The following is a 23,013-nucleotide window of genomic DNA, read 5'->3' as shown; positions in this document are numbered from 1 at the left end:
GCCGGGGTGACCACCGGTCCGGTCGTCGGCTCAGCGGCTCGCGAACTTGGCGGCCAGCTGCGGGGTGGACACAAGGGAAACTCCTGTGAACCGGGTCAACACCCGGCCGTCGGGAGCGCACGCCGTCACTGTGAGCGCAGCGGACGTACGGTTCCCGTTCCCGTTGCCGTTCACAGTGGCCGGTTCCGGCTCCACCACCACGACGAACGGCTCCCCGTCCGGCAGCGCCTCGTACAGATCGACCCGCGCCACCCCCATCGGCAGGCTCGCGGTGTCACGGTGCAGCCGCATCCACACCAGCGCGGCCTGGAGCAGCAGATCGGCGGTGCCCGGCGCGTACCGGCCCGTCCCGAACGCCCCGCCCGCCGGCCGGTGTTCGGCCAGCGCGCACTCCATGACCAACCGGGTCTCACCCGAGGTCAGCACCCGCCGCAGCCCGCGCAGGGACTCCCCGTGGAAGAGCGTGCCGTCGGCGTAGAACACCTGCGCGTCGCTGCCGCCGCCCAGTGCGGGCAGCCCGGCCACCCGGCGCGGGGCCTCGCCGCCGGCGTCGCCCAGGATCACCCGGGCCGCGTAGTGCGGCCGTACGGTGCCGTCGGCGCCGGTCGAACGGATCGCCACGTCGGCCTCGGCGCCGTCGGGCGTCGGGTCGACGGAGAGCTGGAAGGGCCCGCCGAAGCCTCCCGCGGCGCTGCCGCCGTCGAAGACCACGCCCTTGTGGACCGCGAAGTCCCGGACCTGCGCGACGACGCCGCCGGTCAGCCGTTCCACCGCGCCCGCGGCCCAGCCGAGGGCGGCGGCGGCGGGCAGCACCGGTACGTCACCGATCACATGGTCCGCGACGAGCGGATCGGTGACCAGGCCGGCGAGATCCCGTTCCAGTACGGCCGGTGACGTGGGCGCGATGTGCTCGCGAGCCGACAGGGGAGTGGTCGGCCCGAGAACCGTGACCACGTCGCCGGCCCTCTCGGGGCCGAACTGCTCGGTGAACATCAGGGTTCCGGTCCCCACCGGGATGAGCGGGATGCCCCGCTCCTCGAACACGGCCTTGATCTGCGGCGACACCATGCCGCTGTCCCAGGCACCCCAGTTGAGGGCGGTCACATGCGCCTCCGGACGGCTGCGCCGGAAGGCGGCGGCCCAGGTGTTGAGCACCTCGTTGGCCATCGCGTAGTCCGACTGCCCCCGGTTGCCGAAGAACCCCGCGACCGAGGAGAACAGCACCACGTGCCGCAACCGCTCGGCGGGCAGCGCGGCCACCACCGAGCGCAGGCCGCCCAGCTTGACCGAGAAGACCCGGTCGATCTCGGCCGCCTTCTTCGCGGAGATCAGCTGGTCCGCGAGCACACCGGCACCGTGCACCACTCCCGTCACGCGCTCCCGGTACGGGGCCAGCGCGGTGGCGGTCGCGGCGGCGTCGCCGATGTCCACCGCCACGTACTCGACCTCGCTGCCCGCCGCCCGGATCTCCGCGAGTGTCGAACGGACCTCGCGCTCACCGGTCACGGCCTGGTACAGCTGCTCGACCCGCTTCGGCGTCGGCTTCTCGCCCGCCAGCTTCAACTGGTCCACGGCCGCCGCCTTGAGCGCCGCCGCGTCGGCCAGTCCACGCGCCCACTCCGGCTCCTCGCCGAGCGCGGTGCGGCCGAGCAGCAGCAGGCCGGGGCGGTGTGCGGCGGCCAGGGCCACCGTGCAGCGGGCGGTGATCCCGCGTCCGCCGCCGGTCACGACGAGCAGGTCGTCCGAGGTGAGGGCAGGGGACGTCCCGGCCGGGCCCACTCCCTCGCCGGAGGCGGGGCGCGGGGTGGGTTCGAGGGTGAGGGCGACCCGGCGGGTACCGTCGCGGCCCACCTGGACCGGGCCGGAGGCCGCGTCGTACACCTCCTCCAGGACCAGTTCCGCCGCGTCCGCGGAGTTCAGCGCGGGGGCGAGATCGACGGCCCGGCAGTACAGCTCGGGCGCCTCCACGGCCAGCGTCTTGACCAGTCCGCCGACACCGCCGGCAGGCACCGCGTCCTCGCTCACCCCACCGAGCCCGAAGACTCCGTCGAGCCGGGTGACCGTGACGAACGCGGCCCGGTGACCGCCCGCGGCGGCCTCGGTGAGCGGGCCGACCGCGTGCTTGGCGATCAGCAGGGTGTGTGCCAGCCTCCGCACGCCCTCGGCCCAGGGCAGTTCACCGGCGGCCGCGAACGCGAGCACGAGATGCACCCGCTCGCCGCCCGACTCCGCGAATCCGGCCGCGAGTTCGCTCGCACCCCAGCCGCCGAGAGGAAGGTCCACCGCCCCGGTGATCCGTGGGGCGACACCCGGCAGCCGCAGAACACGCACCCGCCAGCCGGTCGCGACGAGCCGTGCCGCCGTGGCCTCGGCGACCTCACTGCCGTCGTCGACGACCACGGCGGCGGCCCCCAGCGGGTAGGCGCCGACGAGCCGGTCGGGCGTCGGCAGCCCGGCGAGCGACGCCTGACCACGGCCGAGGGCGGCCGGCACGGCGACGGGCGCCGCTCCGGAACCCGGCTCCCGCTCCGGGGAACCCGCGGCGGGGCCAGCGGAGATGGCCGGACCGGACGGGGCCCCGGACAGCCCGGCGACGAAGGCCACGATGTCGCCCAATGTCCGTAGTTCGGCGAGTTGTTCGGGTCCGACGGGGGTGGGGCTGGGGAACTGTTCCTGGAGTACGCCCATGATTTCGACGCGTTTGATGGAGTCGATGCCGAGGTCGGCCTCCACGTCCATGCCGAGGTCGAGCATCTCGGCCGGGTAGCCGGTCTTGGCCGCCACGACACCGAGCAGGGCCCCGCGCACGGCGTCACCGTCGACAGCGGGGGCCGCGCCGCCCTCCGGAGCCCTGACAGCCACCGGAGTCGAGGCCGCAGACTCCGAACCGCCGTTCAGACTGAGCATGAAGCCGACGATCTCGTTCAATGTGCGGAGTTCGGCGAGTTGTTCGGGTCCGACGGGGGTGGGGCTGGGGAACTGTTCCTGGAGTACGCCCATGATTTCGACGCGTTTGATGGAGTCGATGCCGAGGTCGGCCTCCACGTCCATGCCGAGGTCGAGCATCTCCGCGGGGTAGCCGGTCTTGTCCGACACGACACCGAGCAGTACGTCCGCCACGTCCTTCGCGCCGATCGCGGCCCGAGGGGAGGTGGTCGCGGTGGCAACCGTGACCTGCTGGACCCGGGGAGCCGTGCCGCGCGAACCACCGAGACTGAGCACGAAGTTCACGATCTCGTGCAACGTGCGCAGTTCGGCGAGTTGTTCGGGTCCGACGGGGGTGGGGCTCGGGAAGCGTTCCTGGAGTACACCCATGATCTCGACGCGTTTGATGGAGTCGATGCCCAAGTCAGCCTCCACGTCCATGCCGAGTTCGAGCATCTCGGCCGGGTAGCCGGTCTTCTGTGACACCACGTCGAGGAGAGCCGCCGCCACCTCGTCCGCCGTGACGTGGGCCGACGGGGGCTCGGAGGCGTCCGGGGCCGCGACGGGCGCGGGGGCCGGGAGAGGCGCGGGGGCCGGCAGCGCGACGGGCGCAGGGGTGGCCGGGGGTGCGACGGCAGCCGCCACCGGAGCCGCGGGCGGCCCGGCAGGCGCCGCGGGCGCGGCCGGAGTCACCGGAGCGGTCGGCGCGGCCGGAGCCGCCGGTGCCAGCGTGCCGAGCTCCATCGACGCGAGGTCCCGCAGGATCTCGTTGGCTCGCAGATGCGTGCGCCCGATGGCCAGCCCGTGTTCCTTCACCGTGGCCACGCCGGGGATCACCGCATCGACCCTGCCCTGCTCGCCGGCCCGCTCCAGGATGCCCATCAGGCGCTGGGCGCTGTTCAACTGGCCGTTGAGATAGTCGTCGTGCAGGGCCAGGTGGTCGGCGATCAGTCCGGAGAGCCGGTCGGGGGCGGGTGTCCGGTCGTGTTCTTCCACAGGCTCGCTCTCCGTGATGTGGGCGGCGGGAACAGGCGGCGCGGCGGGCGCCAACGGGTGGGGGGCCGGTCGTACGGCGACCGTGGCCGAGGTGGACACGGGCGCGGTCGAGGGAAGCGGCGCCGTCTCGGGAACGCGTGTGACGGCGGTACGCGGCACGGGGACGGCCTCCTGGCCGGGACGCGCGGCACCCGCATCGGCGGCCCCGCTCGCACCTGTCACCCGGTAGCCGTTCTCCAGTGCCTTCCGGTACGCGTCGCGGCGGGCCTGCGGCACATGGTTGATGCCGTTGAGCGGCACCGTCATGCCCTTGGCCGGCTCGGCGGCGAGCGGCGGCGAGACATAGCGGTCGGCCGTGCCCAACGGGAGCCCGAGTACGAGGAGTTGGGCCACCGCCCGCTTCAACGCGGTGTCGGCGTCCCCGCCGCTGCCCGGGTCGAGCTGGACCGCGAAGTGCTCGCGCTCGCCGAGGATGCGGTGGACCAGCTGGGTCAGCACTCCCTTGGGACCGAACTCGACGAACGTACGGAAGCCCGCCGCGTACATCTCCTCGACCCGGTCGGCGAACTGCACCGGCTTGACGAGCTGTTCCACCAGCGTCCGCCGGTTGGCGTCGGGGTCCGGACCGTAGGCGGCGCCGGGGGAGTTGGCGAAGACCGGACGCCGTGGTTCGACGATGCGCGCGTCGGCGACGCGGCGGCCGAAAGCTTCCACGGCGTGGGCGACGAACGGCGTGTGGAAGGCAGCCGACACCGGGAGCCGAGTCGCCCGTACGCCGTTCGCGTTCGAGGCCTCCACCAGCCGCTCGACGGCGTCGGTGGCACCGCCGACCACCACCTGGTCCGGCGCGTTGCGGTTGCAGACGGCCAACCCGGGGTGTTCGGCCAGGAGTTGCTCCAGCTGCCCGGCGGAGGCGGTCACCGCGGCCATCGCCCCGGGGTCGAAGCCGGGCTCGGCGGGCGGTGCCATCGCGGCGCCCCGGGCCCGGGCCAGCGCGAAGTACGTGTGGTCGTCGATCGCGCCGGCCGCCCACAGCGCCGCCAGTTCACCGAAGCTGTGGCCGAGGAACCCGTCGGCGTCGAAGCCCAGTTCGGCCAGATACCGGAAGTGCCCGGCTGCCAGCGCGCCGATGGCGGGCTGGGCGTACTCCGTGCGGCGCAGCTCGCTCTCCTGGGCCGCGCGCGTCGCCCCGTCGAAGGCGGGCGGCGGGAACGCGACCCGGGACAGGGGGAGTTCATGATCCCCGAAGGCCGCGTTGGCCCGGTCGAAGGCCGCCCGCAGCGGGGGCAGCGCGAGGACCGCGGTCCGGCCGGGGGAGACGTACTGGCTGCCCTGTCCCGCGAAGAGCGCGGCCACCTTTCCGGTGGGGGCGGCGGACCGGCGGAAGTAGATCCCCTTGGGGTGCGCCCAGGAGTCGGCCTCGCCCCTGGCCCGCAGTTCGGCCGCGGCGAGGGCGCGCAGCTCGGCGAGTTCGTCCTCGGTGCGGGCCACCAGGGAGAGCCGTGGATGGGATGAGGGGGCCGGTTCGGACCGTGGCCGCCCGCCCTCCGACAGGGCCCGTATCAGGGCATTCATGTCAGGTTCATGCCATGCGTATACCTGGCTCACAGGGAACATCACCCGCAGGTCGTCCCCGTCGCCGTGTTCCTCCAGCACCAGGTGGAAGTTGGTGCCGCCGAACCCGAACGAGGAGACACCTGCCCGGCGTTGCTCCCGGCGCGGGTCACGGATCCACGGGCGGGTCTGGGTGCTGACGTAGAACGGGCTCGCGGGCCAGTCGAGCGCCGGATTCGGGGCGTCCACGTTGATGGTGGGCGGCAACAGTCTGTGGTGCAGGGCGAGCGCCAGCTTGATCATGCCGGCCGCGCCGGCCGCCGCCTTGGTGTGGCCGATCTGCGACTTCACACTGCCGACCGCCGCGAACTGCCGCTCCTCGGTGTGCTCCGACACCACCGCCGACAGAGCCGACAGTTCGGTGGCCTCGCCGACCGCCGTACCCGTGCCGTGCGCCTCGAACAGTTCGACCGACGCCGGGGAGCAGTCGGCGTCCTCGTACGCGCGGCGCAGGGCGGCCATCTGGCCTTCCTTGCGCGGGGCGTAGATGGACTTGAACCGGCCGTCGCTCGACGAACCGATGCCGCGGATCACCGCGTAGATCCGGTTGCCGTCCCGCTCGGCGTCCGAGAGGCGGCGCAGCGCCAGCATGCCGATGCCCTCACCGATGAGGGTGCCGTCCGCGTCGGCGTCGAACGGACGGATCCGGCCGGCCTTGGAGAACGCGGGCGTCTTGCTGAAGCACAGGTACATGAAGATGGTGTTCTCGGCGTCGCAGCCCCCCACCAGCATCATGTCCGAGCGCCGCTCCAGCAGTTCACTGACCGCGGCCTTCACCGCGCCCAGCGAACTGGCGCAGGCCGCGTCGATGGTCATGTTGGTGCCGCCCAGGTCGAGGCGGTTGGCGATCCGTCCGGCCACGACGTTGCCCAGCATGCCGGGGAAGGAGTTCTCCTCCCACGGTGCGAACGCCAGCTTGAACTTCTCCGCGATCTCGTCGGCGTCCCGCTCCGAAAGGCCGCAACTGCGTACGACCTCCTTGATGACGGGCGTCTGGAGCCGTGCCGACAGCGGCTGGGTGAGCTGGTTGGCGCCGGTCACCCCGAGCACGACCCCGGTCCGTGAGGCGTCGTACCACTGCTGGTCGGAGCCCGCGTCGCGGAGCAGATCGCGAGCGACGACCAGGCTCAACAGCTGGAGCACGTCGGTGACTTCGAGGGTGTTGGGCGGCAGGCCGAATTCCAGCGGGTTGAAGGGGACGGGCGGGATGAAGCCGCCCCGCTTCGAGTACGTCTTGTCGGGCGCGGAGGGGTCGGCGTCGTAGTGCTCGGCCACACTCCAGTGGGTCTCGGGCACGTCCTCGATGCAGTCGGCGGCGGAGACCACGTTGTCCCAGAAGGCCCGCACGTCGGGCGACTTGGGGTACAGGGCGGACAACCCGACGATCGCGATGGGGTCGCGGGCCAGCCGGCGGTCGAGTTCGGAAGGGTGCGAAGCGTTCACGGGAGGCTCTCTTGGTCGGACGGCGGGGGACGCTCGCCCCGCAGCGGTTCGGAGGAACGGCACATGACGCACGAGAGAAGGAATCGGGGCGGAAAGGCAGAAAGAGAGAAGGGAAAGAGAAGCGGGGAGGGGAGGGGGAGGGCAGGGGAGGGGGAGGGGGAGAGCGGAAGAGGCGAATACGGCGGGAACGTGCCGGTCAGGACGCCTGGAGCAGCGGTGCGATCACGCTGAGGGAGTCCGGCCTGGCGAGCATCGTGTAGTGGTCGCCGGGACAGCGGTACGTGGTGAGGCCGTGCGGGGCCAGTGGGCGCCAGCCGAGTGTCGGGTCGGCCGGGACCAGGCTGCGTTCCGCCTGCACCAGCAGCAGGGGCAGCGGTGCTGGTCCCGGGCGGTGCGGTGCGGTCAGCCGGTTGTTGCGCAACAGGCCGTCGACGTACGTGTCGTAGAGCTTGCGCAGGCCCGGCAGCGGGGTGTCGGGCAGCAGTGCCCCGGTGGCGGTCGCGGCGTCGAGGACGGCCGTCAGCCCCTCGTCGGTCCCGCACCCGGCCAGCCGGTCCATGTCGAGCGGCACCGGCCGGCCCCGCTTGGCACCCAGGTACATGGCGAACCAACTGAGCAGCAGGTCCGGCCGCAGGGCGTCGTCGGGCTGCTTGTACTCCTCGACGGGGGCGATGCTGTCGAGGAGCACCAGGCGCCCGGGCAGTCGTCCGGCGGACATCAGCCCGGTCATCGCCAGGGCGAGCACCCCGCCGAAGGACCAGCCGGCCAGGCTCCAGCTCCCCTCCGCGGTGACGCCGTTCTCCTCGCGCGACCGCTCCAGCGCGGCCAGCAGCAGTGCCGCCAGGTCCGCCACGGTGGTCGCGGCCCGGCCTCCGGTGAGCGCCGCGTCCGCGTACTCGGGGACCGCGCCCAGGTCGAGCACGGTGAGGCCGGTGCCGTCCGGCAGTGCGTCCGCGAGCCCCTCGTACACCTGGGCGGCGAGGGCGCCCGGATGGACGACGTACACCGTGTGCCCGGCGGACGCGGCGGTGCGGAAGGGGCGGGCGACCGGCGGCGGACCCTTACGCGGCGGCCGCACGACGGCCGCACTCCTCGGCTATGTAGGCCGCCAGGTCCTTGACGGTCGGGTGGTACCAGAGTGTCGTCGTGCTCAGCTCGAAGCCGAGCCAGTTCTCCATCTCGCCGGCGAGGATCAGTGCCTCGGTCGAGTCGAGGTCGAGTTCGTCGAAGTACACCTCGGGTGAGATCTCGCCCGAGGGGACGCTCATCCGGTGGGCGATCTTCTCGATCAGCCAGTCCTGGGCCTCACGAGCGGTCACTACGGCCATGGTGTGTCGTCCTTCCCTGTGGCGCGCTCGGTTGGGGGCCCGGGGCGCGAATCGATGGTGAACGCTTCCGCTCGAAAGGGCCCTTCGGGGCCCGATTCGGGAGCGCACTGTTCCGAGCCGGCGTGGATCGGCGGGCCGGTGCGGAAATGGGTCGAGATAGACGGCAGTGTTTCTGTGAGCTATTTCACCGCGTGCGGCAGAGAACAACCCGTCAGTAGATGGGTGTGGCAGGAATCCGGTCTCCTGCTTCGGACATGCTGCTCCGCACGAAAGGAGCGGCGTTCGGGAGTGGCCGCCCGAACCGTGCAGGCCACAGTCTTGCCAGTTGACTGAATCTTGGACAACCACTCTTCCGGAGAGTGGAAAGAAATCGTGGTTTACGGGCGTAGAACGCGAGGCGGAAAATGTTACCGGCAAGTCAAGTTGTGGCCGGAAACCGCGGTCGGCGTTAATTCTGTGAATCGTCGCCGCGCCGGAATGTGCCAGGTGTCATATTCACGCGCCGTACGAAGAACTTGCCGAAGTTCGTGACTTCGGTGAACCCGAGCTGGCGGGCGATGCTGCCGACGGGCAGGTCCGTGTGGACCAGCAGGCGCTTCGCCTCCAGGGCGACGCGGGCGTCTATCAGGTCCTTGGTCGAGGTGCCGGCGACCGTGCGGCAGGCCCGGGACAGGGTGCGGGGCGTGCAGTTGAGCGCGGCGGCGTAGTCCTCGACCAGGCGGGTCCTGCGGTAGGAGGCCTCCAGTTCGCGCCGGAAACGCAGGAACAGCTCGCCGTTCTCGCCCGTGGGGGCCTCGGCCGTCGAACGGTCTGTGTGCTGGCCGCGGCACATCTGGTCGATGTGCATCAGGGTGACCGCCAGCAGATGCTTGAGGATGTCCTCGCCGAGCCCCTGGTCGGGCCGCTCGAACTCCTCCTGCATCAGGGCGAGCACGCGTCGGAAGGTGGCCAGCTCGTCGTCGCGGAGCTGCCAGTGGCAGGGGCGCAGCACGTCGTCGAGCATGCCCAGGTGAGCGCGCAGCCGCAGGGGGAAGGTCTCCGTGAACATGACGAGGCGGGCTTCCATGTTCGTCGCCGACGCGAACTGGATCACCTGGTTCGGCCTGATCCACAGCAGGGAGCCCACCGTGCACGAGTAGTGCGTGGAGTCGATCGTGAAGTCTCCGGTTCCCGACCCGACCAGCATGATCTGGTGGTAAGCGAACCGGTGGGGGGCGGTGGCGAAGTCTAGGCAGACCTTCGTGCGCACCTCGCTGAGCGAGGTCACGGCCATGCCGATCCCCGGTCTGCGGAGGGGGGTGTACGGGATCACAGGAATCGGTAACGAAGCGAAATCGACCATGAGCGTTCCGGAATCGACCTTTCTCAAGCTTCTTTAAAAATCAATGATAGATGTGGCCGCCCGTTGCCAGATCACTTCTGGCGCATGCACGAGTAACCATCCCCACATGATGTGCAGGTGAAGGGAAGTTGACGGGATGACCACCCCCTCCGGCGCCCCCGAGCGCTCGGTTGTCGACCGGACGCTCAGCATCCTCAGCGTGTTCGACCGCGACAACCGCACTCTGACGCTGAGCGACATCAGCCGGCGATCCGGTCTTCCGGTCGCCACGGTTCATCGCATCGTCAACAAGCTCCATGGCTGGGGCGCACTGGAACGAGGAGAAGAAGGCGGTTACAGCATCGGCCTGAGACTGTGGGAGACGGCGACGCTGGCCCCCCGCTACGCGGGACTGGCCGAGGCCGCGCAGTCCCACCTCGTGGAACTCCACGGCCAGGCGGGCGGCGCGGCCGTTCTCGCCCTGCGTGACGGAACGGAGAGCGTCTGCCTGTCCTTCCTCTCCAACGACCCCGGTCTGACGGCCTTCTGGGGCGACCCGGGCTGCCGGCTCCCCCTGCACACCACCGCCGCGGGCCTGGTCCTGCTGGCGTACGCCGGAGTCGTTCTGCAGGACGAGATCTGTGCCGGCCCGTTGCGCGCGTACACCCCCGCCACCATCACCGACGGCACCACGTTGCGAAATCACCTGAGCAAGATAAGACGCGAAGGTTACGCGATGGTGTGCGGCACCTTGCGCGAGGGCCGGGGAGCGCTCGCGGCCCCGGTGCGCAACGCGCGCGGCACGGTGGTGGCGTCGGTGGGCGTGGTGGGCCCGCCGCACATTCTCCAGCCGTCCCGACTGGCCCCGCTGGTCATGGCCACGGCCGAGGCGGTCTCCCAGCGCGACCGGACGGAAGGGTGGCGGATGGCGGGGGTGGGCGCGTAACCCGCCCTACCCCACGTACGCCGTCCCGCCCTCGGCTGCCAGCGCCGCGGCGATCAGCCGATGGGCCCGCAGCCGTTCCGACTCAGGTACCGGGGGCAGGAGCTCCTCCCACAGAGGGAGGAGCATGCCGCGCAACTGGGTAAGGCCGGCAGGGCGGGCGAGCAGCCAGAAGTGGAGGTGGGCCCCGCCGTCGCCCCACCGGTTGACGTGCACCCGTGCGACGCCGTCCACAGCCAGGACGGCCTGCTCGGCGCGCTGCAACAGCGGGCCCAGCTCGGCCGACCGGGCGGCGGGCAGCTCGGCCAGGTCGTAGTGGCCGCGTGGCTGCAACAGCACGACGGCGGGCAGACGTGCCTCGCCGAACGCGTCCAGCCGCCAGTGCTCGTCCGCCCAGAGCGCGTCGGTCACGGGCTTGCGGCAGACCGCGCAGTCCTCGGGCCCCGCCTCGCCGTCGCGATCCGGCTCGGGCAGCACGGGAGGCAACAACGGCTTGACCCGCAGTTCTCCCTCGGACGACTCGAAGGGGAAGGTCTCCCATGCGGTGACCGGGTCCTCGGACAGCGGCAGCCGCTCCCCGACGGGCAACCGCCGGACAAAGGCACTGGGTTCGGGGACACCGGACGCGGCAGCGGTCATCGTCACAGTGTTCCAGCTGTACCCGCCGCGCCGAAGCCTCGTGGGCAGTCGCGAGACCGGCCACGAGGGGCACGCAGGCGGGTGTACCGGGCGTCCGGCGCAGCGATGTGCCCCGTCGTCGGGCCTGCTGGATACTGGCACGTCCACAGGCGGGACCGACAGGACGAACCCACGATCGGAGTGTGCATGAGGACGGACCGGGCCACGAACGGCGAAGCTCCGCCGACCGCCCAGGAGCCGGGGGAGGCGAACGCCGCCGGGGTGGAGGTGCGGCCTGTCGCCGGGCACATCGGCGCCGAGATATCGGGCGTCGACCTGACCGAGCCCCTCGACGCCGCCGTGGTCGCCGCGATCAGGGCGGCCGTCCTGCGCTGGAAGGTGGTGTTCTTCCGCGGCCAGCGGCTGGACCACGCCGGGCACATCGCCTTCGCCCGCCGGTTCGGCGAGCCGGTCGTCCTCGGCCGCCGCGGCGGCGCCTCACCGCCCGACTTCCCGGAGATCGAGACGACCGCCGACCGGCTGGAGCTGGGCGGACGCTACGGCATGGAGCACGCCGAGTGGCTGGAGCGACGCCGCCACTCACTGCTGCGCGGCTGGCACTGCGACCACGGCGCCCGTGTCGACCCGCCCGCCGCGACGATCCTGCGCGCCGAGACCGTACCGCCCTACGGAGGTGACACCACCTGGGCCAACCTGGCCGCAGCGTACGCCGGACTCTCCGCGCCCGTGCGGGAGTTCGTGGACGGTCTCAGCGCCGAGCACCGGCTCGGCGTCGGCTACCAGGCGCGGCCCGGCGACGACGCGTATCTGCGACATCTGCTGGACCACCAGGTCGCCTCGGTGCACCCGCTGGTGCGGGTCCACCCGGAGACGGAGGAGCGGGTGCTGTTCGTCAACGGCTACTACCTGGAACAGATCGTGGGCGTCTCCCGCGCGGAGAGCCGGCTGCTGCTGGAGATGCTCCTCGAACAGGCGACCAGGCCCGAGTACACGGTCCGGTTCCGCTGGGAGCCCGGCAGCGTCGCCTTCTGGGACAACCGGGCCACCATCCATCTCGCCCCCAGCGACAACGCCCACCTCGGCCACCCCCGGGTCATGCACCGCGTGATGCTGACCGGCGACGTCCCGGCCGGAGTGGACGGCAGGCGGTCGGAGGCGGTCACCGGCACCGAACCCGGGCGGTGGTGAGGGTCCCGCAGGGACCTCAGCCGGTGGCCGGCTGCCAGCCCAGTGCGGGACCGAGACGGGTCGCGATGTCCGTGAGGATCTGGACGTAGTCCTCGTGGTCGAAGGTGAACGGCAGCGCGAAGGCCACCTCGTCGATCTCCTGGAACGCGACGTGCGCGTACAGGCGTTCTGCGATCTCGGCCGATGTGCCGACGAGGTCCGGCGCGAACATCAGCCGTGCCGGACCCTGCGGGGCCGCGGTCCGCGGCAGCCGCTTCGCCGCGTACTCCTCGTACTTCGCGCGCTGCTCGGGCGAGGCGCTGTCGGTGGGGATCACCACGAGGCCCTGGGAGACGCGGGCCCGGTCGCCGTCCGGGTGGTGGGCCCGGAAGGCCCGGACGCCCGCGAGCTGGATCTCGGCGAAGTCGGGCGACTCCTCGTCGCCCTCGGCCTTGACGACACTGCTGGTCAGGAAGTTCATACCGTGCTCACCGGCCCACCGCGCCGACCGCACACTCCCGCCGCCGTACCACAGCCGGCTGCCGAGCCCCGGGGAATGGGGCTGCACCCGGTCCGAGAACACCTCGAACCCCTGCACCCCGCTGAAGTCGCTGGCAGCCTTCCCGCGTACGTGGTCCAGCAGCCGCTCGACCCGCTGGTAGCTGAAGTCCTCGGCGTCCGCCGTGTCGGGGTACAGGGCGTCCTTGACGTGGTCGTAGTTCATCGGCGGGCCCACACTCAGACCCGGGTTGAGCCGGCCCCCGGAGAGGATGTCGACGGTCGCCCAGTCCTCCGCCAGCCGCAGCGGGTTCTCCCAGCCCAACGGGGTGACCGCGGTGCCCAGTTCGATACGGCGGGTACGCTGCGAGGCCGCCGCGAGGACGGCCACGGGGGAGGAGATCCCGTACTGGAGATGGCGGTGGCGCAGCCACGCGCTGTCGAAGCCCAGCCGCTCACCCAGCTCGATGATCTCCAGCGTCGACTCGTGCCCCGCCCGCGGGTCGTCCCCGTCGAACAGACCGATGGTGAGAAAGCCCAGCTTGCGCAGTGGCTGTGAGGGGGACGGCACGAGCTCCTCCAACGATCGTCGTACGGACGTTCACGCTTCGTCGATTGTGTCAGTCGGCCGGATCAGCGGAATGACCACCTCGTCCTCCACCGGCGGATCCAGCTCCTGCCTGAGCTGGCCGGTCGCGGCGAAGCAGCGCAGCCGGATCTCCTCGGGGGACACGTCGAGACGCAGGAAGCTCTTGAAGAACGGCGGGCTGTACGTCGCCGAACCGGGCGAGAACAGCTGCGTGTACGCCTTCCGGACCGGGAGCCGCACACGCCGGGTGCGGCCGGGACGGCGGGCCGTGCCCAGCAGACCGGCGACCAGCCGGATGCGCCAGGTGAGACGGACGGGGGCGCCCGGGGCGCGCGTCGGCCGGATGCCCAGGCGCTCGGCGATCACGGCCTTCGCCTCGGCCTCGGTGAGGGTGAAGAAGCGGCGCAGGTGCAGCCGTCGGCCGTAGATCCTGCTGTAGAAGGCCAGCGAGTCGCCGCGCAGCGGATAGCAGCGGAAGTCGTCCTCGGTGACGCCGGCGACCGAGACGCGCTCGATGGTGTGGGTGGCGTGCATGAACGCACCGCCCCCGCCCGAGACTATGTACTGGATGGTCCGGACGGTCGGGCTGGCTCGGCCGGGCACGGTCACCGGATAGCGCTGGTAGTTGTGGATGTCGCCGCCTATCGCGGCCACGAAGTTCCGCTCCGGATCGCGGACCAGGTCGTCGACCGTGCCGCCGCCGTCGATCGGGCAGGGGTGGTGCTCGCCGTCCACGTACAGGGGCGAGCCGGTGACGAGGATCTTCGGGACCGGCCCCTCGGACACTTCGCGCAGCCAGCGGCCCTGCTCGGCGTCGAGCGTCCCCAGCAGACCGGTGTCGATGCCTATGACGCGCACCGGTCCGGCGTCGATCGCCCAGTACGGGCCGGGCTGGACGGCCAGTTGGGCCGGTGTCGAGCGGAACTTGGCGGCCTCGGCGAGGCGTTGCTCGTCGACGGGGCTCGGCCGGTGCCACAGGAGCGAGCGCAGCCAGGCGGGGGTGAGCGGGCGGGGCGCGGGCTCGGCGGGGAGGGGCGGGGCGTCGCAGAACACGCGCATGAACCCGTTGAGGTCCTCGTACCAGTCGTGGTTGCCCGGTATCGCGTAGACGGGCGCCGGGTAGTCCCGGTAGGGACGGAAGAACTTGGTGCCGTAGTCGTCGGTCGCCCCGACGGGATAGATCACGTCACTGGCGAGCACGGTGAACGCCGTGTCCCGGCCTGCCGTCAGAAAGCCCGGGACCACCGCGTACTGGGGCGCGTCGCCCTCACCCGTGTCGCCGATGACCATGAAGGAGAAGCGGTCCGGGTCGTTGCGCCGGATCACCTTGTCGGCGGGAGCGCCTGCGGCGGTCCGTTGTCCGGCCCAGCGGCTCCGGGTACGGCCCGTGGGGTCGCCGAACCAGGAGGCCAGCACACCGTTGCGGGCGGGCCACAGTGTCCGGGGGTTGACCCACGAGAGCTTCTCGACCCGACTCGGCATCAACTCCCGGTAGGCGCCCGGGGTTTCGAGGTCCCAGCCGGCGCCCTCCGGGGTGTCGCGGGAGGAGTGGGTCCGTGAGGAGTCGACCATCGGGGCACCGTAGCAATGTCCTACAGGCGAAGATCCGAGCGGGTCTTGACCGGTGTCCGCTGCCAGCCGGGAGCGGGCTGTGCTGTGCCCTGGGCCGCCGACTGCGGCGGTATCTGTGGCGTCTCCCGCGCGGGCTGCGGGCGGGGGCTCTTCCCGCCCCACTCCCCGTCGCCCAGCACCAGCAGCGGGTCGAACATCACCACGACCGCGGCGAGCAGCAGGAAGATGACGGGGCCGATCAGCATCGGCAGCAGCAGTGAGGTCGGTGCGTCGCCCGCCCATGTGTTGCCGGACGTCTCGTGCAGATGCACGCTGACGGCGGCCATGCCCGTGTAGTGCATTCCGCTGACGGCGACACCCATCACCAGGCTGGCCCCGAGGCTGGTCAGGAAGCCCCGGATCGAGACGGCAGCCCACAGCGCGGCGGTTGCGGCGACGATGGCGATCACCACGGAGAGCCCCACGGTCACCGCGTCGTAGTCGATCGTGCCGTTCAGATGGAGAGCCGCCATACCGAGGTAGTGCATCGCGGCGACGCCGAGACCGGTCACGATGCCGGCGGCGGAGAGCGCCGCGGGTGTCGCGCCGCGATAACCGACGACGAACACGCCGACGCCGACGACGACGATCGCGACGGCGAGGCTGATGACCGTCAGCCCGGTGTCGTAGCGGACCGCGGTCTCCTCGACCTGGAAGCCGATCATCGCGATGAAGTGCATGGTCCAGATTCCGCACCCGATGGCCGCCGCCCCCAGCGCCAGCCAACCCGGCTTCCAGGAGTCCTCGTTGAGCAGCGATCTGACCACGCAGCGCAACCCCAGTGCGCTCCCCAGGCAGGCCATTATGTAGGCGGCCACAGGTGTGACGAACCCGTAACTGAATCCGTCAATTGTTCCTTGCATATGCCAAGTCCCCCTGAGGCGCAATACGTTTAGGGGTGAAATTCTCGCCTCAAGTGCGAGCAAAGCAAGCAGTTACCGCGAGTACTCGGTGAATTTTGTTTGACTGATGGTCAAGATCGGTCGAAAAGGGATGGGACTCGGCCGGAATCCCTGGTTCCGGTGGTGGTACTGCTGTTCGGCCCGCTGATCGCTATGCTGCGCGGAAAGCGTTCAAACGAACATTCCGTGCGCGGGTACCCCGGTGCGCCCGGACCTGAGGGAGCGAACCGTATGCGTGAGCCGGTGGAACTCAGGCGGCAGCGGATCCTGGCCGCGGTGCAGGCGCGCGGCGCCGCCCGGGTGACCGACCTCGCGGCCGAGCTGGAGGTCTCGGTGGTCACCGTCCGCCGGGACGTGGAGGAACTCGCCCGCGAGGGCAGGCTCCGGCGCGGTCACGGCATCGCCCGGTCCACCCTCCCCGTACCGGACGCCCGGCCCGAGCCGGCCACGGTGTCCGGGGACGGTGACACCGTCGTCCTGGTCGTACCCGCCCGTCACTCCTACCTGTACGAGACCCTGCACGGTGCCCGACCGGTCCTGGAGGAGGCCGGCGTACGCATCGCCCTGCACATCGCCCCGCAGGTCGCCGGGGCGGAACAGCCCCTGGTGGAGCGGGCGTTGGCGGACGGTGCCCGGGGTGTGCTGATCGCCCCCCGCTGGCGCACCCTCGCCGCCGAGGAGGCCGACGCGAAATGGCTGTGCGGGCTCGGCGTGCCGACCGTCCTGATGGAGCGCAGGCCCCGCCCCGGCAGCGCGCTGCACGCCCTGGACTCCGTCTGCTCCGACCACTGGTACGGCGCCCATCTCGCCGTCGAGCACCTGGTGGCCCTCGGCCACCGCAGGATCGTCCTCGCCACCCGCGACGACAGCCCCACCGCGCGAGCCCTGCGCGCCGCCCTCACCGGGATCGCCGGAGCCCATCCCGAACTCGACGCCTGGACCCTCACGCTCAGTTCGCCCGACGCGGGCCCCGACCACCTGGCCGGCGCGGACCGTCCGGCCGTCGACCTGCCCGCCGTGCTGCGCGAACTGGACGCCACGGCGTGCGTGCTGCACGGTGACGTTGACGCGCTGATGCTGGTCCAGGACCTGGCCGCGCACGGTGTCCGGGTACCGGAGGACTGCTCGGTCGTCGCGTACGACGACGTCGTGGCCGCCCTCGGCAGTACCCCCCTCACCGCCGTGTCCCCGCCCAAGGGCGAGGTGGGCCGGGCCGCGGCCGAACTGCTTCTGCACCGGCTGCGGGATCCGCGCGGCAGCGGGGCGGGACCGGTGCGGCGGATCGAACTGCTGCCGGAACTGAAGGTGCGCGGGTCGACGCGGGCGCTGATCTCCCCGGTGTCCGTGCCCGGTACCGAGTGAGCGTATGACCGCTTTGTTTTCCTCTGATCGCTCTCTTGACCGTTTCGCCCGTGCCGATCAGGATTCCCGTATGACGAAGCGCAGATCCCGTCCGGCGGTCAGGGCGGCCACGCGAAACGGATCGTTGCTCGCGGTCGTTCCCCTCGTCCTCGCCTGCGCCCAGCCGCGACGCCTCCGGCCCGGCGGTCCCACCGCAGGTCCCGTCAAGTAGCGGCTCGTGCACCGGAGTTCCCGACCACCAAGGAGCAACCGACCCCGTATGACCGTGTCCTCGCCGGGCCCCGGCTTCCGACCCCGTGCCGCCCTCGCCATGTCCGAGGACGCCGCGACCGCCGTTCTCGGCCCCGCCTCACTGGAGGCCCTCGCCGCCGTCTGTGACCTCGCCCCGCTCCCGGTCCTCGACGACTTCGGCACCGAGCGCGCACGCGAGACCCTCGCCGACGTCGATCTCCTCGTCACCGGCTGGGGCTGCCCCGTACTGGACGCCGGCGTCCTCGCGGCGGCGCCCCGGCTGCGGGCGGTCGTGCACACGGCGGGCAGCGTCCGGCCGCATGTCACCGACGCCTGCTGGGAGCGCGGCATCGAGGTGTCGTCCGCCGCCGCGGCCAACGCCCTGCCGGTCGCCGAGTACACCCTCGCGATGATCCTGCTCACCGGCAAACAGGTCCTGGAACGGGCCCACGCCTACGCCGCCACCCGCAACCGCGACGACTGGCTGCGCACCTCCCACGCGATCGGCAACTACCGCCGGACCGTGGGCATCGTCTCCGCCTCCCTGATCGGCCGCCGGGTCATCGAACTGCTTCGCCCCCACGACTTCGACATCCTCCTGTACGACCCGTACGTCACCGACGCGGACGTAGCCGAACTCGGCGTGGAGCGCGTCGAGTTGGATGCCCTGTTCGCCCGCTCCGACACGGTCAGCCTGCACACTCCGCTGCTGCCCACCACCCAGGGCCTGGTGAGCCGCACCCTGCTCGACGCCATGCGCCCCGGCGCCGTGTTCATCAACACCGCCCGGGGCGGCGTCGTCGACCAGGACGCCCTCACCGACGCGGTCCGCGAGCGCCGCATCCGCGCCGTCCTCGATGTCACCGACCCCGAAGTCCTGCCGCCTGGGCACCCGTTGTGGAACTGCCCGGACGCCCTCCTGACCCCCCACCTCGCCGGTTCCCAGGGCAACGAGTGGCGCCGCCTTGCCGACCTCGCCGTCGCCGAGACGGAGAACTGGGCATCAGGCGCGGGATTCCGCCATCCCGTACGACGCGAAAGGCTGGCCTTCCTCGCATGAGCAGCACGACCCGTATCAGCAGTGGGGGCATCCCGTTCCCCTTCCCGCCCGAGGAACGCGAGTCGAGTCCGTACACCGGCTACACCCGTGCCCACTGGGAGGCCGTGGCGGACGGGTTGCTGGCTGCCGCCTGGCGCTGGAGCACCCCCGGTGGCGCCCTGCTCGACCTGCCCGGCGCCCCGTCGCGCTCGGGTGTGCGCTCCGACGGCCTCGAAGGCTATGCCCGCACCTTCCTCGCCGCCGCCTTCCGCGTCGCGGGAGCGGGCGGAGACGACCCGCACGGCTGGCTCGACCGGTACGCCCAGGGCCTCACGGCGGGCACCCTCACGCCCGGCCGCGCGGACACCGAGTCCTGGCCGCTCATCCTCGACCACGACGTGCAGGGCCAGCCGATGGTCGAGTCGGCCTCCGTGGCCCTCGGCCTCAGGCTGACGGCACCCTGGCTGTGGAAACGGCTCGACTCCGCCGTACAGGACCGGGCGGAGCACTGGCTGCGCGGCTCGCTGCGGCACTCGCCCGCGCCGAACAACTGGTACCTCTTCCCGTACACCGTCGCCGGTTTCCTGGAGTCCGTGGGGCGCGGCGACGCGGAGACGGCCAGGGCTCGTGAGCGGGCGCTGGAGCTGATGGAGACCTGGTACCGGGGCGACGGCTGGTACGCGGACGGTGACGGCCGGGCGTTCGACCACTACAACGGCTGGGCCCTGCACCTGTACCCGGTCCTCGACGCCCACCTCGGCGACGACCGGGAACTGTCCGCCCTGTACGGCCCCCGTCTGCGCGAACACCTCGACGGCTTCGCCCTGATGTTCGGCGGAGACGGCGCCCCGATCCACTTCGGCCGCTCACTGTCGTACCGCTTCGCCGCCTCCGCAGCCGTCGGCCTCGGCGCCCTCACCGGCCACACCCCGCTCACCCCGGGCACGAGCCGCCGTCTGATCAGCGGCAGCCTCCGCCACTTCCTGGACCGGGGCGCCCTGACCGGGGACGGCCTCCTGACCCTCGGCTGGCACGGCCCGCACCAGGCCACCTTGCAGACCTATTCGGGTCCGGCGTCCCCGTACTGGGCCTCGAAGGCCTTCGTCTCCCTGCTCGCCCCCGCCGACGCCCCGCTGTGGACGGCCCGGGAGGAGCCCGCGCCCGTCGAGGAGGGCGACCGGGTGCTCGCGCTGCCCGCACCGGGGCTGCTGGTGCAGTCGACCCGCGCGGACGGGATCGTACGACTGCACAACCACGGCAGCGACCACGTCCGCCCGCACGAGGGCGAGACGGCGGCCGAGGACGACCCGCACTACGGCCGCCAGGCCTACTCGACTCACTCCGGTCCGACCGCCCTCGCCAACATCGCCGACAATCATCTCTCCGTGGAGATGGACGGCCGGGGCAGTGTGCGCCGCCGTATCCACCCGCTGGGCGCGGGCCACGGGGACGGCTGGGGCTGGGCAGCCTCCTGGCACCGCCCCGTCTTCACCGCCGGGCCGCCCATGGTGCCCGGGCTGAAGGTGGAGAGCGTCACCGTGGTACGAGGCCGCCACGAACTGCGCGTCCACCGTGTGATCGGAGCCCCGGCCGGCGCCCACGTCACGCACACGGGCTGGGCGACGGGTCCCGAGGAGGAGGCGACGTCGGCACTGCACGGCCTGTACGGGTGGACGCCCGACGCGGCGGAGGCACGGGCCCCGCAGGGCACCGCCTACACCCGCTGGGCCCTCGTCCCCCGACTGACCGGTGAGACGTCCGGTACCTCACTGCACGTGGCCCTGGCAGTCCTCACGGCCGACCCGGAACCCGTCGTACCCGAGCGGGTCGTCGCCGGTGTGGAGGTGACCGACGCTGCGGTCGAGGTGCGGTGGACCGAGGACGGCACCCGAACGACGATCACCTTCGAGCCCTTGACCGTGCGGCACGGCCGGCAGGCGCGCTGAAGGCAGGCGGGGCCGTGTCGCTCCGCGGCTCCCTCCCGTGGGCGCGGCCGGCCGTCAGGGCAGCAGCTTGTCCAGAGCCGCGGTACCCTCCTCCGCCAGCTTGCGCTCCGCCCACGCCAGGCTGCGCGGAGTGAGGTCACGGCCCGTCGCCAGCACCAGATCCTCGGCCGACGCGCCGTGCTCCGCACCGGTGTGCAGCAGGACGTCGGGGGTCGTGGTGTCGTCGGCGGGCGAGGGTGAGGACGAATCGGAGTGCTGGATCGGCATGACGTCTCCTTGCTCGACCGGACCTCCTACCACCATGCACAGCCCGCGCCCCGAGCGCACCCCGCACCGGTGTCGGGCCGGGCCGCGTTCGGGGGCCCTCACTCGAACCGTGACGTGTCTCCCGCGCCCCGGCGCACGATCTCGGCCTCGCCGCTGGAGAAGTCGATGACCGTCGTGGGCTCCGTGCCGCAGTCCCCGGAGTCGACGACCGCGTCCACGACGTGGTCGAGCCGCTCCTTGATCTCCCAGCCCTGCGTCAGCGGCTCCTTCTCGTCGGGGAGCAGCAGGGTGCTGGACAGCAGGGGCTCGCCCAGTTCGGCCAGCAGGGCCTGCACGACCGTGTGGTCGGGGATGCGCACGCCGACGGTCTTCTTCTTCGGATGCAGCAGCTTGCGCGGCACCTCGCGCGTCGCCGGGAGAATGAACGTGTAGCTGCCCGGCGTGGACGCCTTCACGGCCCGGAACACGTCGTTGTCGACCTGTACGAACTGGCCGAGCTGCGCGAAGTTCTGGCACACGAGGGTGAAGTGGTGACGGTCGTCGAGCTGCCGGATCGACCGGATGCGGTCGATGCCGTCACGGCTGCCGAGCTGGCACCCCAGCGCGAAGCAGGAGTCCGTCGGGTACGCGATCAGCGCGCCGGAGCGGATGCTGTCGGCGACCTGGCTGATCGTGCGGGGCTGCGGGTTGTCGGGATGGACGTCGAAGTACCTTGCCATTCAACGAGCTTATGCCGTCGCGTCACCGAACTCGCGCAGGCCCTTGCCGGCGATCGGACGGCGAGCGGTTGACCGACCGGGAGAGAACCCTCGTGCCGTGCCTGGCCAGGCAGCCAAGTGCAGCCGTCGTGGGTGGGCAGTGTGAGTAGCCGGCCGGTACAGGGGCACTCGGGGGCCATGAACACGGCAGAAGCAGCAGACGCGGGACAGGTGCTCGCCGCATCGAGCAACGTACTCAATGTGATCGCCGCCTTCGCCGGTGGCCTGATCGTGGTGGCCCTGCTGATCTGGGCCGTCCGGCTGGGAGTGAAGGCCAAGGAGGCGGAACTGCCCCCGCCCAGGCCGGACGAGCAGCCCACGCTGCCGGAGACCGGGCCGGTGCACGAGGAGCGGGAGATGCGCGAGCCCAACGAGGTGCCGCACACCTCCGAGGACAGTGACCGGCTCGATCCGCACAACCTCGATGCCTCCGGCACGAAGCGCGGCGACGACCAGACCCGCCCGCGCTGGTCGCCCGGCAGCAGAGGCTCCTTCGGCAGCGGAGGCTCGGGCCGGAAGTGACCCTGCCGGTGGTCCGTGCGTGACCCGGCTCCTAGAGTGGGGCGCATGGGGGAAACACCGCACGCACGGCCCACCTCGGAGTTTCACGCACGCAACTTCTCCACGGCTGACGTCGGACGTCTCGTGGCCGGTCTGGACGCCCAGGACGGGGCCGACGGCGTACGACGGCTGCGTGCCTGGGCGCAGAACGCGCTGGACCCGCGTCCGGGCGAACATGTGATCGACGTCGGCAGTGGTACGGGCTCGCAGACCCTGGTCCTGGCGGCGGCTGTCGGCCCGTCCGGCGACGCGGTGGGCATCGAGGCGAACCCGGCACTGCGCGAGGTCGCCGAGCAGCGGGCGGCGGCGGCCGGCAGCACGTCCCGCTTCCTGGACGGCGACGCGCTCGCCCTCCCCCTGCCGGACGCCACGGTGGACGTGGTCTGGTGCGAGCGGGTCCTGCAGCACCTGTCCGAGCCGGACAAGGCCGTCGGTGAGATCGCGCGGGTCCTGCGCCCCGGCGGACGCGTGGTGCTCATCGACTCGGACTGGGCGACCGCCCTCCTGCACCCCGGTGACCCCGACGCGGTGGCCGCCCTCATGGCGGGAACCCTCGCCGCGGCGGCCAACCCGCACTCCGGACGCCGGCTCCCGGATCAGTTGTCCGCCGCGGGGCTGGTCATCGACGACCGGGGCTCGCAGGCGCTGCTCCAGGACAACACGGCGGTGCCCTGGCCCCTGGTGCGCATGCTGGGCGAGTCGACCGTGCGGCGCGGACTGATGACCGAGGAGCAGCGCGACCGCCTCTACGCGGCGCTGACCGAGGCCGCGGAGCGGGGCGCGCTGCACATGTCGGTGACGATGTTCGCCGTGGTCGCGCACCGCCCTGTCTGACCTGCCCCGGGGGTCCGCCGACGCCTCGGCGCCGACGCG

17 protein-coding genes are annotated in these 23,013 nt (G+C 71.7%); 7 read left to right on the top strand and 10 right to left on the bottom strand.

Annotated features, from left to right (window positions below; translation table 11 throughout):
- Positions 1-30: 30 nt before the first annotated feature.
- From OG595_RS02290 to OG595_RS02275, 4 genes are all read right to left on the bottom strand, one after another.
- On the bottom strand, positions 31-6,978 hold the full coding sequence (locus OG595_RS02290; protein WP_329267208.1) for an SDR family NAD(P)-dependent oxidoreductase: 6,948 nt from the start codon (positions 6,976-6,978) through the stop codon (positions 31-33).
- A 196-nt stretch (positions 6,979-7,174) separates the two neighbouring features.
- A complete protein-coding gene (locus OG595_RS02285; RefSeq protein WP_329267207.1) occupies positions 7,175-8,056 on the bottom strand; it encodes a thioesterase domain-containing protein in 882 nt (293 codons plus the stop codon).
- Positions 8,040-8,306, bottom strand: a complete 267-nt coding sequence (locus tag OG595_RS02280) for an acyl carrier protein (protein WP_329267205.1) — start codon at positions 8,304-8,306, stop codon at positions 8,040-8,042. Before OG595_RS02280 ends, OG595_RS02285 begins: the two co-directional genes overlap by 17 nt.
- Positions 8,307-8,754: 448 nt before the next feature.
- The gene (locus tag OG595_RS02275) at positions 8,755-9,579 is read right to left on the bottom strand and encodes an AraC family transcriptional regulator (protein ID WP_329267203.1); all 825 of its coding nucleotides are present in this window, start codon (positions 9,577-9,579) and stop codon (positions 8,755-8,757) included.
- A 205-nt stretch (positions 9,580-9,784) separates the two neighbouring features.
- On the opposite strand from OG595_RS02275, the gene OG595_RS02270 reads away from it, so the two are divergent.
- On the top strand, positions 9,785-10,573 hold the full coding sequence (locus OG595_RS02270) for an IclR family transcriptional regulator (protein WP_329267202.1): 789 nt from the start codon (positions 9,785-9,787) through the stop codon (positions 10,571-10,573).
- A 6-nt stretch (positions 10,574-10,579) separates the two neighbouring features.
- On the opposite strand, the gene OG595_RS02265 is transcribed toward OG595_RS02270, so the two are convergent.
- Positions 10,580-11,209, bottom strand: a complete 630-nt coding sequence (locus OG595_RS02265; protein WP_329267200.1) for an HIT family protein — start codon at positions 11,207-11,209, stop codon at positions 10,580-10,582.
- Positions 11,210-11,395: 186 nt separating this feature from the next.
- Here OG595_RS02265 and OG595_RS02260 point away from each other — a divergent pair, with 186 nt between their 5' ends.
- Positions 11,396-12,397, top strand: coding sequence for a TauD/TfdA dioxygenase family protein (locus OG595_RS02260; RefSeq protein ID WP_329267199.1), 1,002 nt, complete (start codon positions 11,396-11,398; stop codon positions 12,395-12,397).
- A gap of 16 nt (positions 12,398-12,413) precedes the next feature.
- On the opposite strand, the gene OG595_RS02255 is transcribed toward OG595_RS02260, so the two are convergent.
- From OG595_RS02255 to OG595_RS02245, 3 genes are read right to left on the bottom strand one after another with little or no spacing between them, the layout of a single operon-like run.
- On the bottom strand, positions 12,414-13,445 hold the full coding sequence (locus tag OG595_RS02255) for an LLM class flavin-dependent oxidoreductase (RefSeq protein ID WP_329267197.1): 1,032 nt from the start codon (positions 13,443-13,445) through the stop codon (positions 12,414-12,416).
- Between the two features lie 30 nt (positions 13,446-13,475).
- The gene (locus OG595_RS02250) at positions 13,476-15,035 is read right to left on the bottom strand and encodes a metallophosphoesterase family protein (RefSeq protein ID WP_329267196.1); all 1,560 of its coding nucleotides are present in this window, start codon (positions 15,033-15,035) and stop codon (positions 13,476-13,478) included.
- A 20-nt stretch (positions 15,036-15,055) separates the two neighbouring features.
- Positions 15,056-15,937, bottom strand: coding sequence for an MHYT domain-containing protein (locus tag OG595_RS02245; protein WP_329267195.1), 882 nt, complete (start codon positions 15,935-15,937; stop codon positions 15,056-15,058).
- A gap of 270 nt (positions 15,938-16,207) precedes the next feature.
- Between OG595_RS02245 and OG595_RS02240 the strand changes: the two genes are divergently transcribed.
- The 3 genes from OG595_RS02240 (at position 16,208) to OG595_RS02230 (ending at position 20,554) form a co-directional block, all read left to right on the top strand.
- Positions 16,208-17,338, top strand: coding sequence for a substrate-binding domain-containing protein (locus OG595_RS02240; RefSeq protein WP_329267193.1), 1,131 nt, complete (start codon positions 16,208-16,210; stop codon positions 17,336-17,338).
- A gap of 259 nt (positions 17,339-17,597) precedes the next feature.
- Positions 17,598-18,629: a hydroxyacid dehydrogenase gene (locus OG595_RS02235; RefSeq protein ID WP_329267191.1), complete on the top strand. Its 1,032-nt coding sequence runs from the start codon at positions 17,598-17,600 to the stop codon at positions 18,627-18,629.
- Positions 18,626-20,554, top strand: a complete 1,929-nt coding sequence (locus OG595_RS02230) for a DUF2264 domain-containing protein (protein ID WP_329267189.1) — start codon at positions 18,626-18,628, stop codon at positions 20,552-20,554. Before OG595_RS02235 ends, OG595_RS02230 begins: the two co-directional genes overlap by 4 nt.
- A 54-nt stretch (positions 20,555-20,608) precedes the next feature.
- Here OG595_RS02230 and OG595_RS02225 read toward each other — a convergent pair whose 3' ends face one another.
- Both OG595_RS02225 and OG595_RS02220 read right to left on the bottom strand, forming a co-directional pair.
- Positions 20,609-20,821 carry a hypothetical protein gene (locus OG595_RS02225; RefSeq protein ID WP_329267187.1) on the bottom strand — a complete coding sequence of 71 codons (213 nt, stop codon included), beginning with the start codon at positions 20,819-20,821 and terminating at the stop codon, positions 20,609-20,611.
- Positions 20,822-20,919: 98 nt separating this feature from the next.
- On the bottom strand, positions 20,920-21,540 hold the full coding sequence (locus OG595_RS02220) for an L-threonylcarbamoyladenylate synthase (RefSeq protein ID WP_006376425.1): 621 nt from the start codon (positions 21,538-21,540) through the stop codon (positions 20,920-20,922).
- 177 nt (positions 21,541-21,717) lie between these two features.
- Here OG595_RS02220 and OG595_RS02215 point away from each other — a divergent pair, with 177 nt between their 5' ends.
- The gene (locus OG595_RS02215; protein WP_329267183.1) at positions 21,718-22,101 is read left to right on the top strand and encodes a DUF6479 family protein; all 384 of its coding nucleotides are present in this window, start codon (positions 21,718-21,720) and stop codon (positions 22,099-22,101) included.
- Between the two features lie 45 nt (positions 22,102-22,146).
- Entirely contained in the window at positions 22,147-22,974 is an 828-nt protein-coding gene (locus OG595_RS02210) for a methyltransferase domain-containing protein (RefSeq protein WP_329267181.1), read from the top strand.
- Positions 22,975-23,013: the final 39 nt, after the last annotated feature.

The organism is Streptomyces sp. NBC_01451, from assembly GCF_036227485.1.
GTDB lineage: Bacteria > Actinomycetota > Actinomycetes > Streptomycetales > Streptomycetaceae > Streptomyces.
The sequence above is the reverse complement of the archived record's forward strand: the minus strand, read 5'-3'. Positions and strand labels throughout refer to the sequence as shown.

Coding starts and splice junctions, on each gene's coding strand:
- OG595_RS02275 (WP_329267203.1), bottom strand. CDS start 9,579: ATGGCCGTGACCTCGCTCAGCGAGGTGCGCACGAAGGTCTGCCTAGAC.
- OG595_RS02210 (WP_329267181.1), top strand. CDS start 22,147: ATGGGGGAAACACCGCACGCACGGCCCACCTCGGAGTTTCACGCACGC.
- OG595_RS02230 (WP_329267189.1), top strand. CDS start 18,626: ATGAGCAGCACGACCCGTATCAGCAGTGGGGGCATCCCGTTCCCCTTC.
- OG595_RS02215 (WP_329267183.1), top strand. CDS start 21,718: ATGAACACGGCAGAAGCAGCAGACGCGGGACAGGTGCTCGCCGCATCG.
- OG595_RS02220 (WP_006376425.1), bottom strand. CDS start 21,540: ATGGCAAGGTACTTCGACGTCCATCCCGACAACCCGCAGCCCCGCACG.
- OG595_RS02260 (WP_329267199.1), top strand. CDS start 11,396: ATGAGGACGGACCGGGCCACGAACGGCGAAGCTCCGCCGACCGCCCAG.
- OG595_RS02225 (WP_329267187.1), bottom strand. CDS start 20,821: ATGCCGATCCAGCACTCCGATTCGTCCTCACCCTCGCCCGCCGACGAC.
- OG595_RS02250 (WP_329267196.1), bottom strand. CDS start 15,035: ATGGTCGACTCCTCACGGACCCACTCCTCCCGCGACACCCCGGAGGGC.
- OG595_RS02235 (WP_329267191.1), top strand. CDS start 17,598: ATGACCGTGTCCTCGCCGGGCCCCGGCTTCCGACCCCGTGCCGCCCTC.
- OG595_RS02265 (WP_329267200.1), bottom strand. CDS start 11,209: ATGACCGCTGCCGCGTCCGGTGTCCCCGAACCCAGTGCCTTTGTCCGG.
- OG595_RS02240 (WP_329267193.1), top strand. CDS start 16,208: ATGCGTGAGCCGGTGGAACTCAGGCGGCAGCGGATCCTGGCCGCGGTG.
- OG595_RS02280 (WP_329267205.1), bottom strand. CDS start 8,306: ATGGCCGTAGTGACCGCTCGTGAGGCCCAGGACTGGCTGATCGAGAAG.
- OG595_RS02270 (WP_329267202.1), top strand. CDS start 9,785: ATGACCACCCCCTCCGGCGCCCCCGAGCGCTCGGTTGTCGACCGGACG.
- OG595_RS02245 (WP_329267195.1), bottom strand. CDS start 15,937: ATGCAAGGAACAATTGACGGATTCAGTTACGGGTTCGTCACACCTGTG.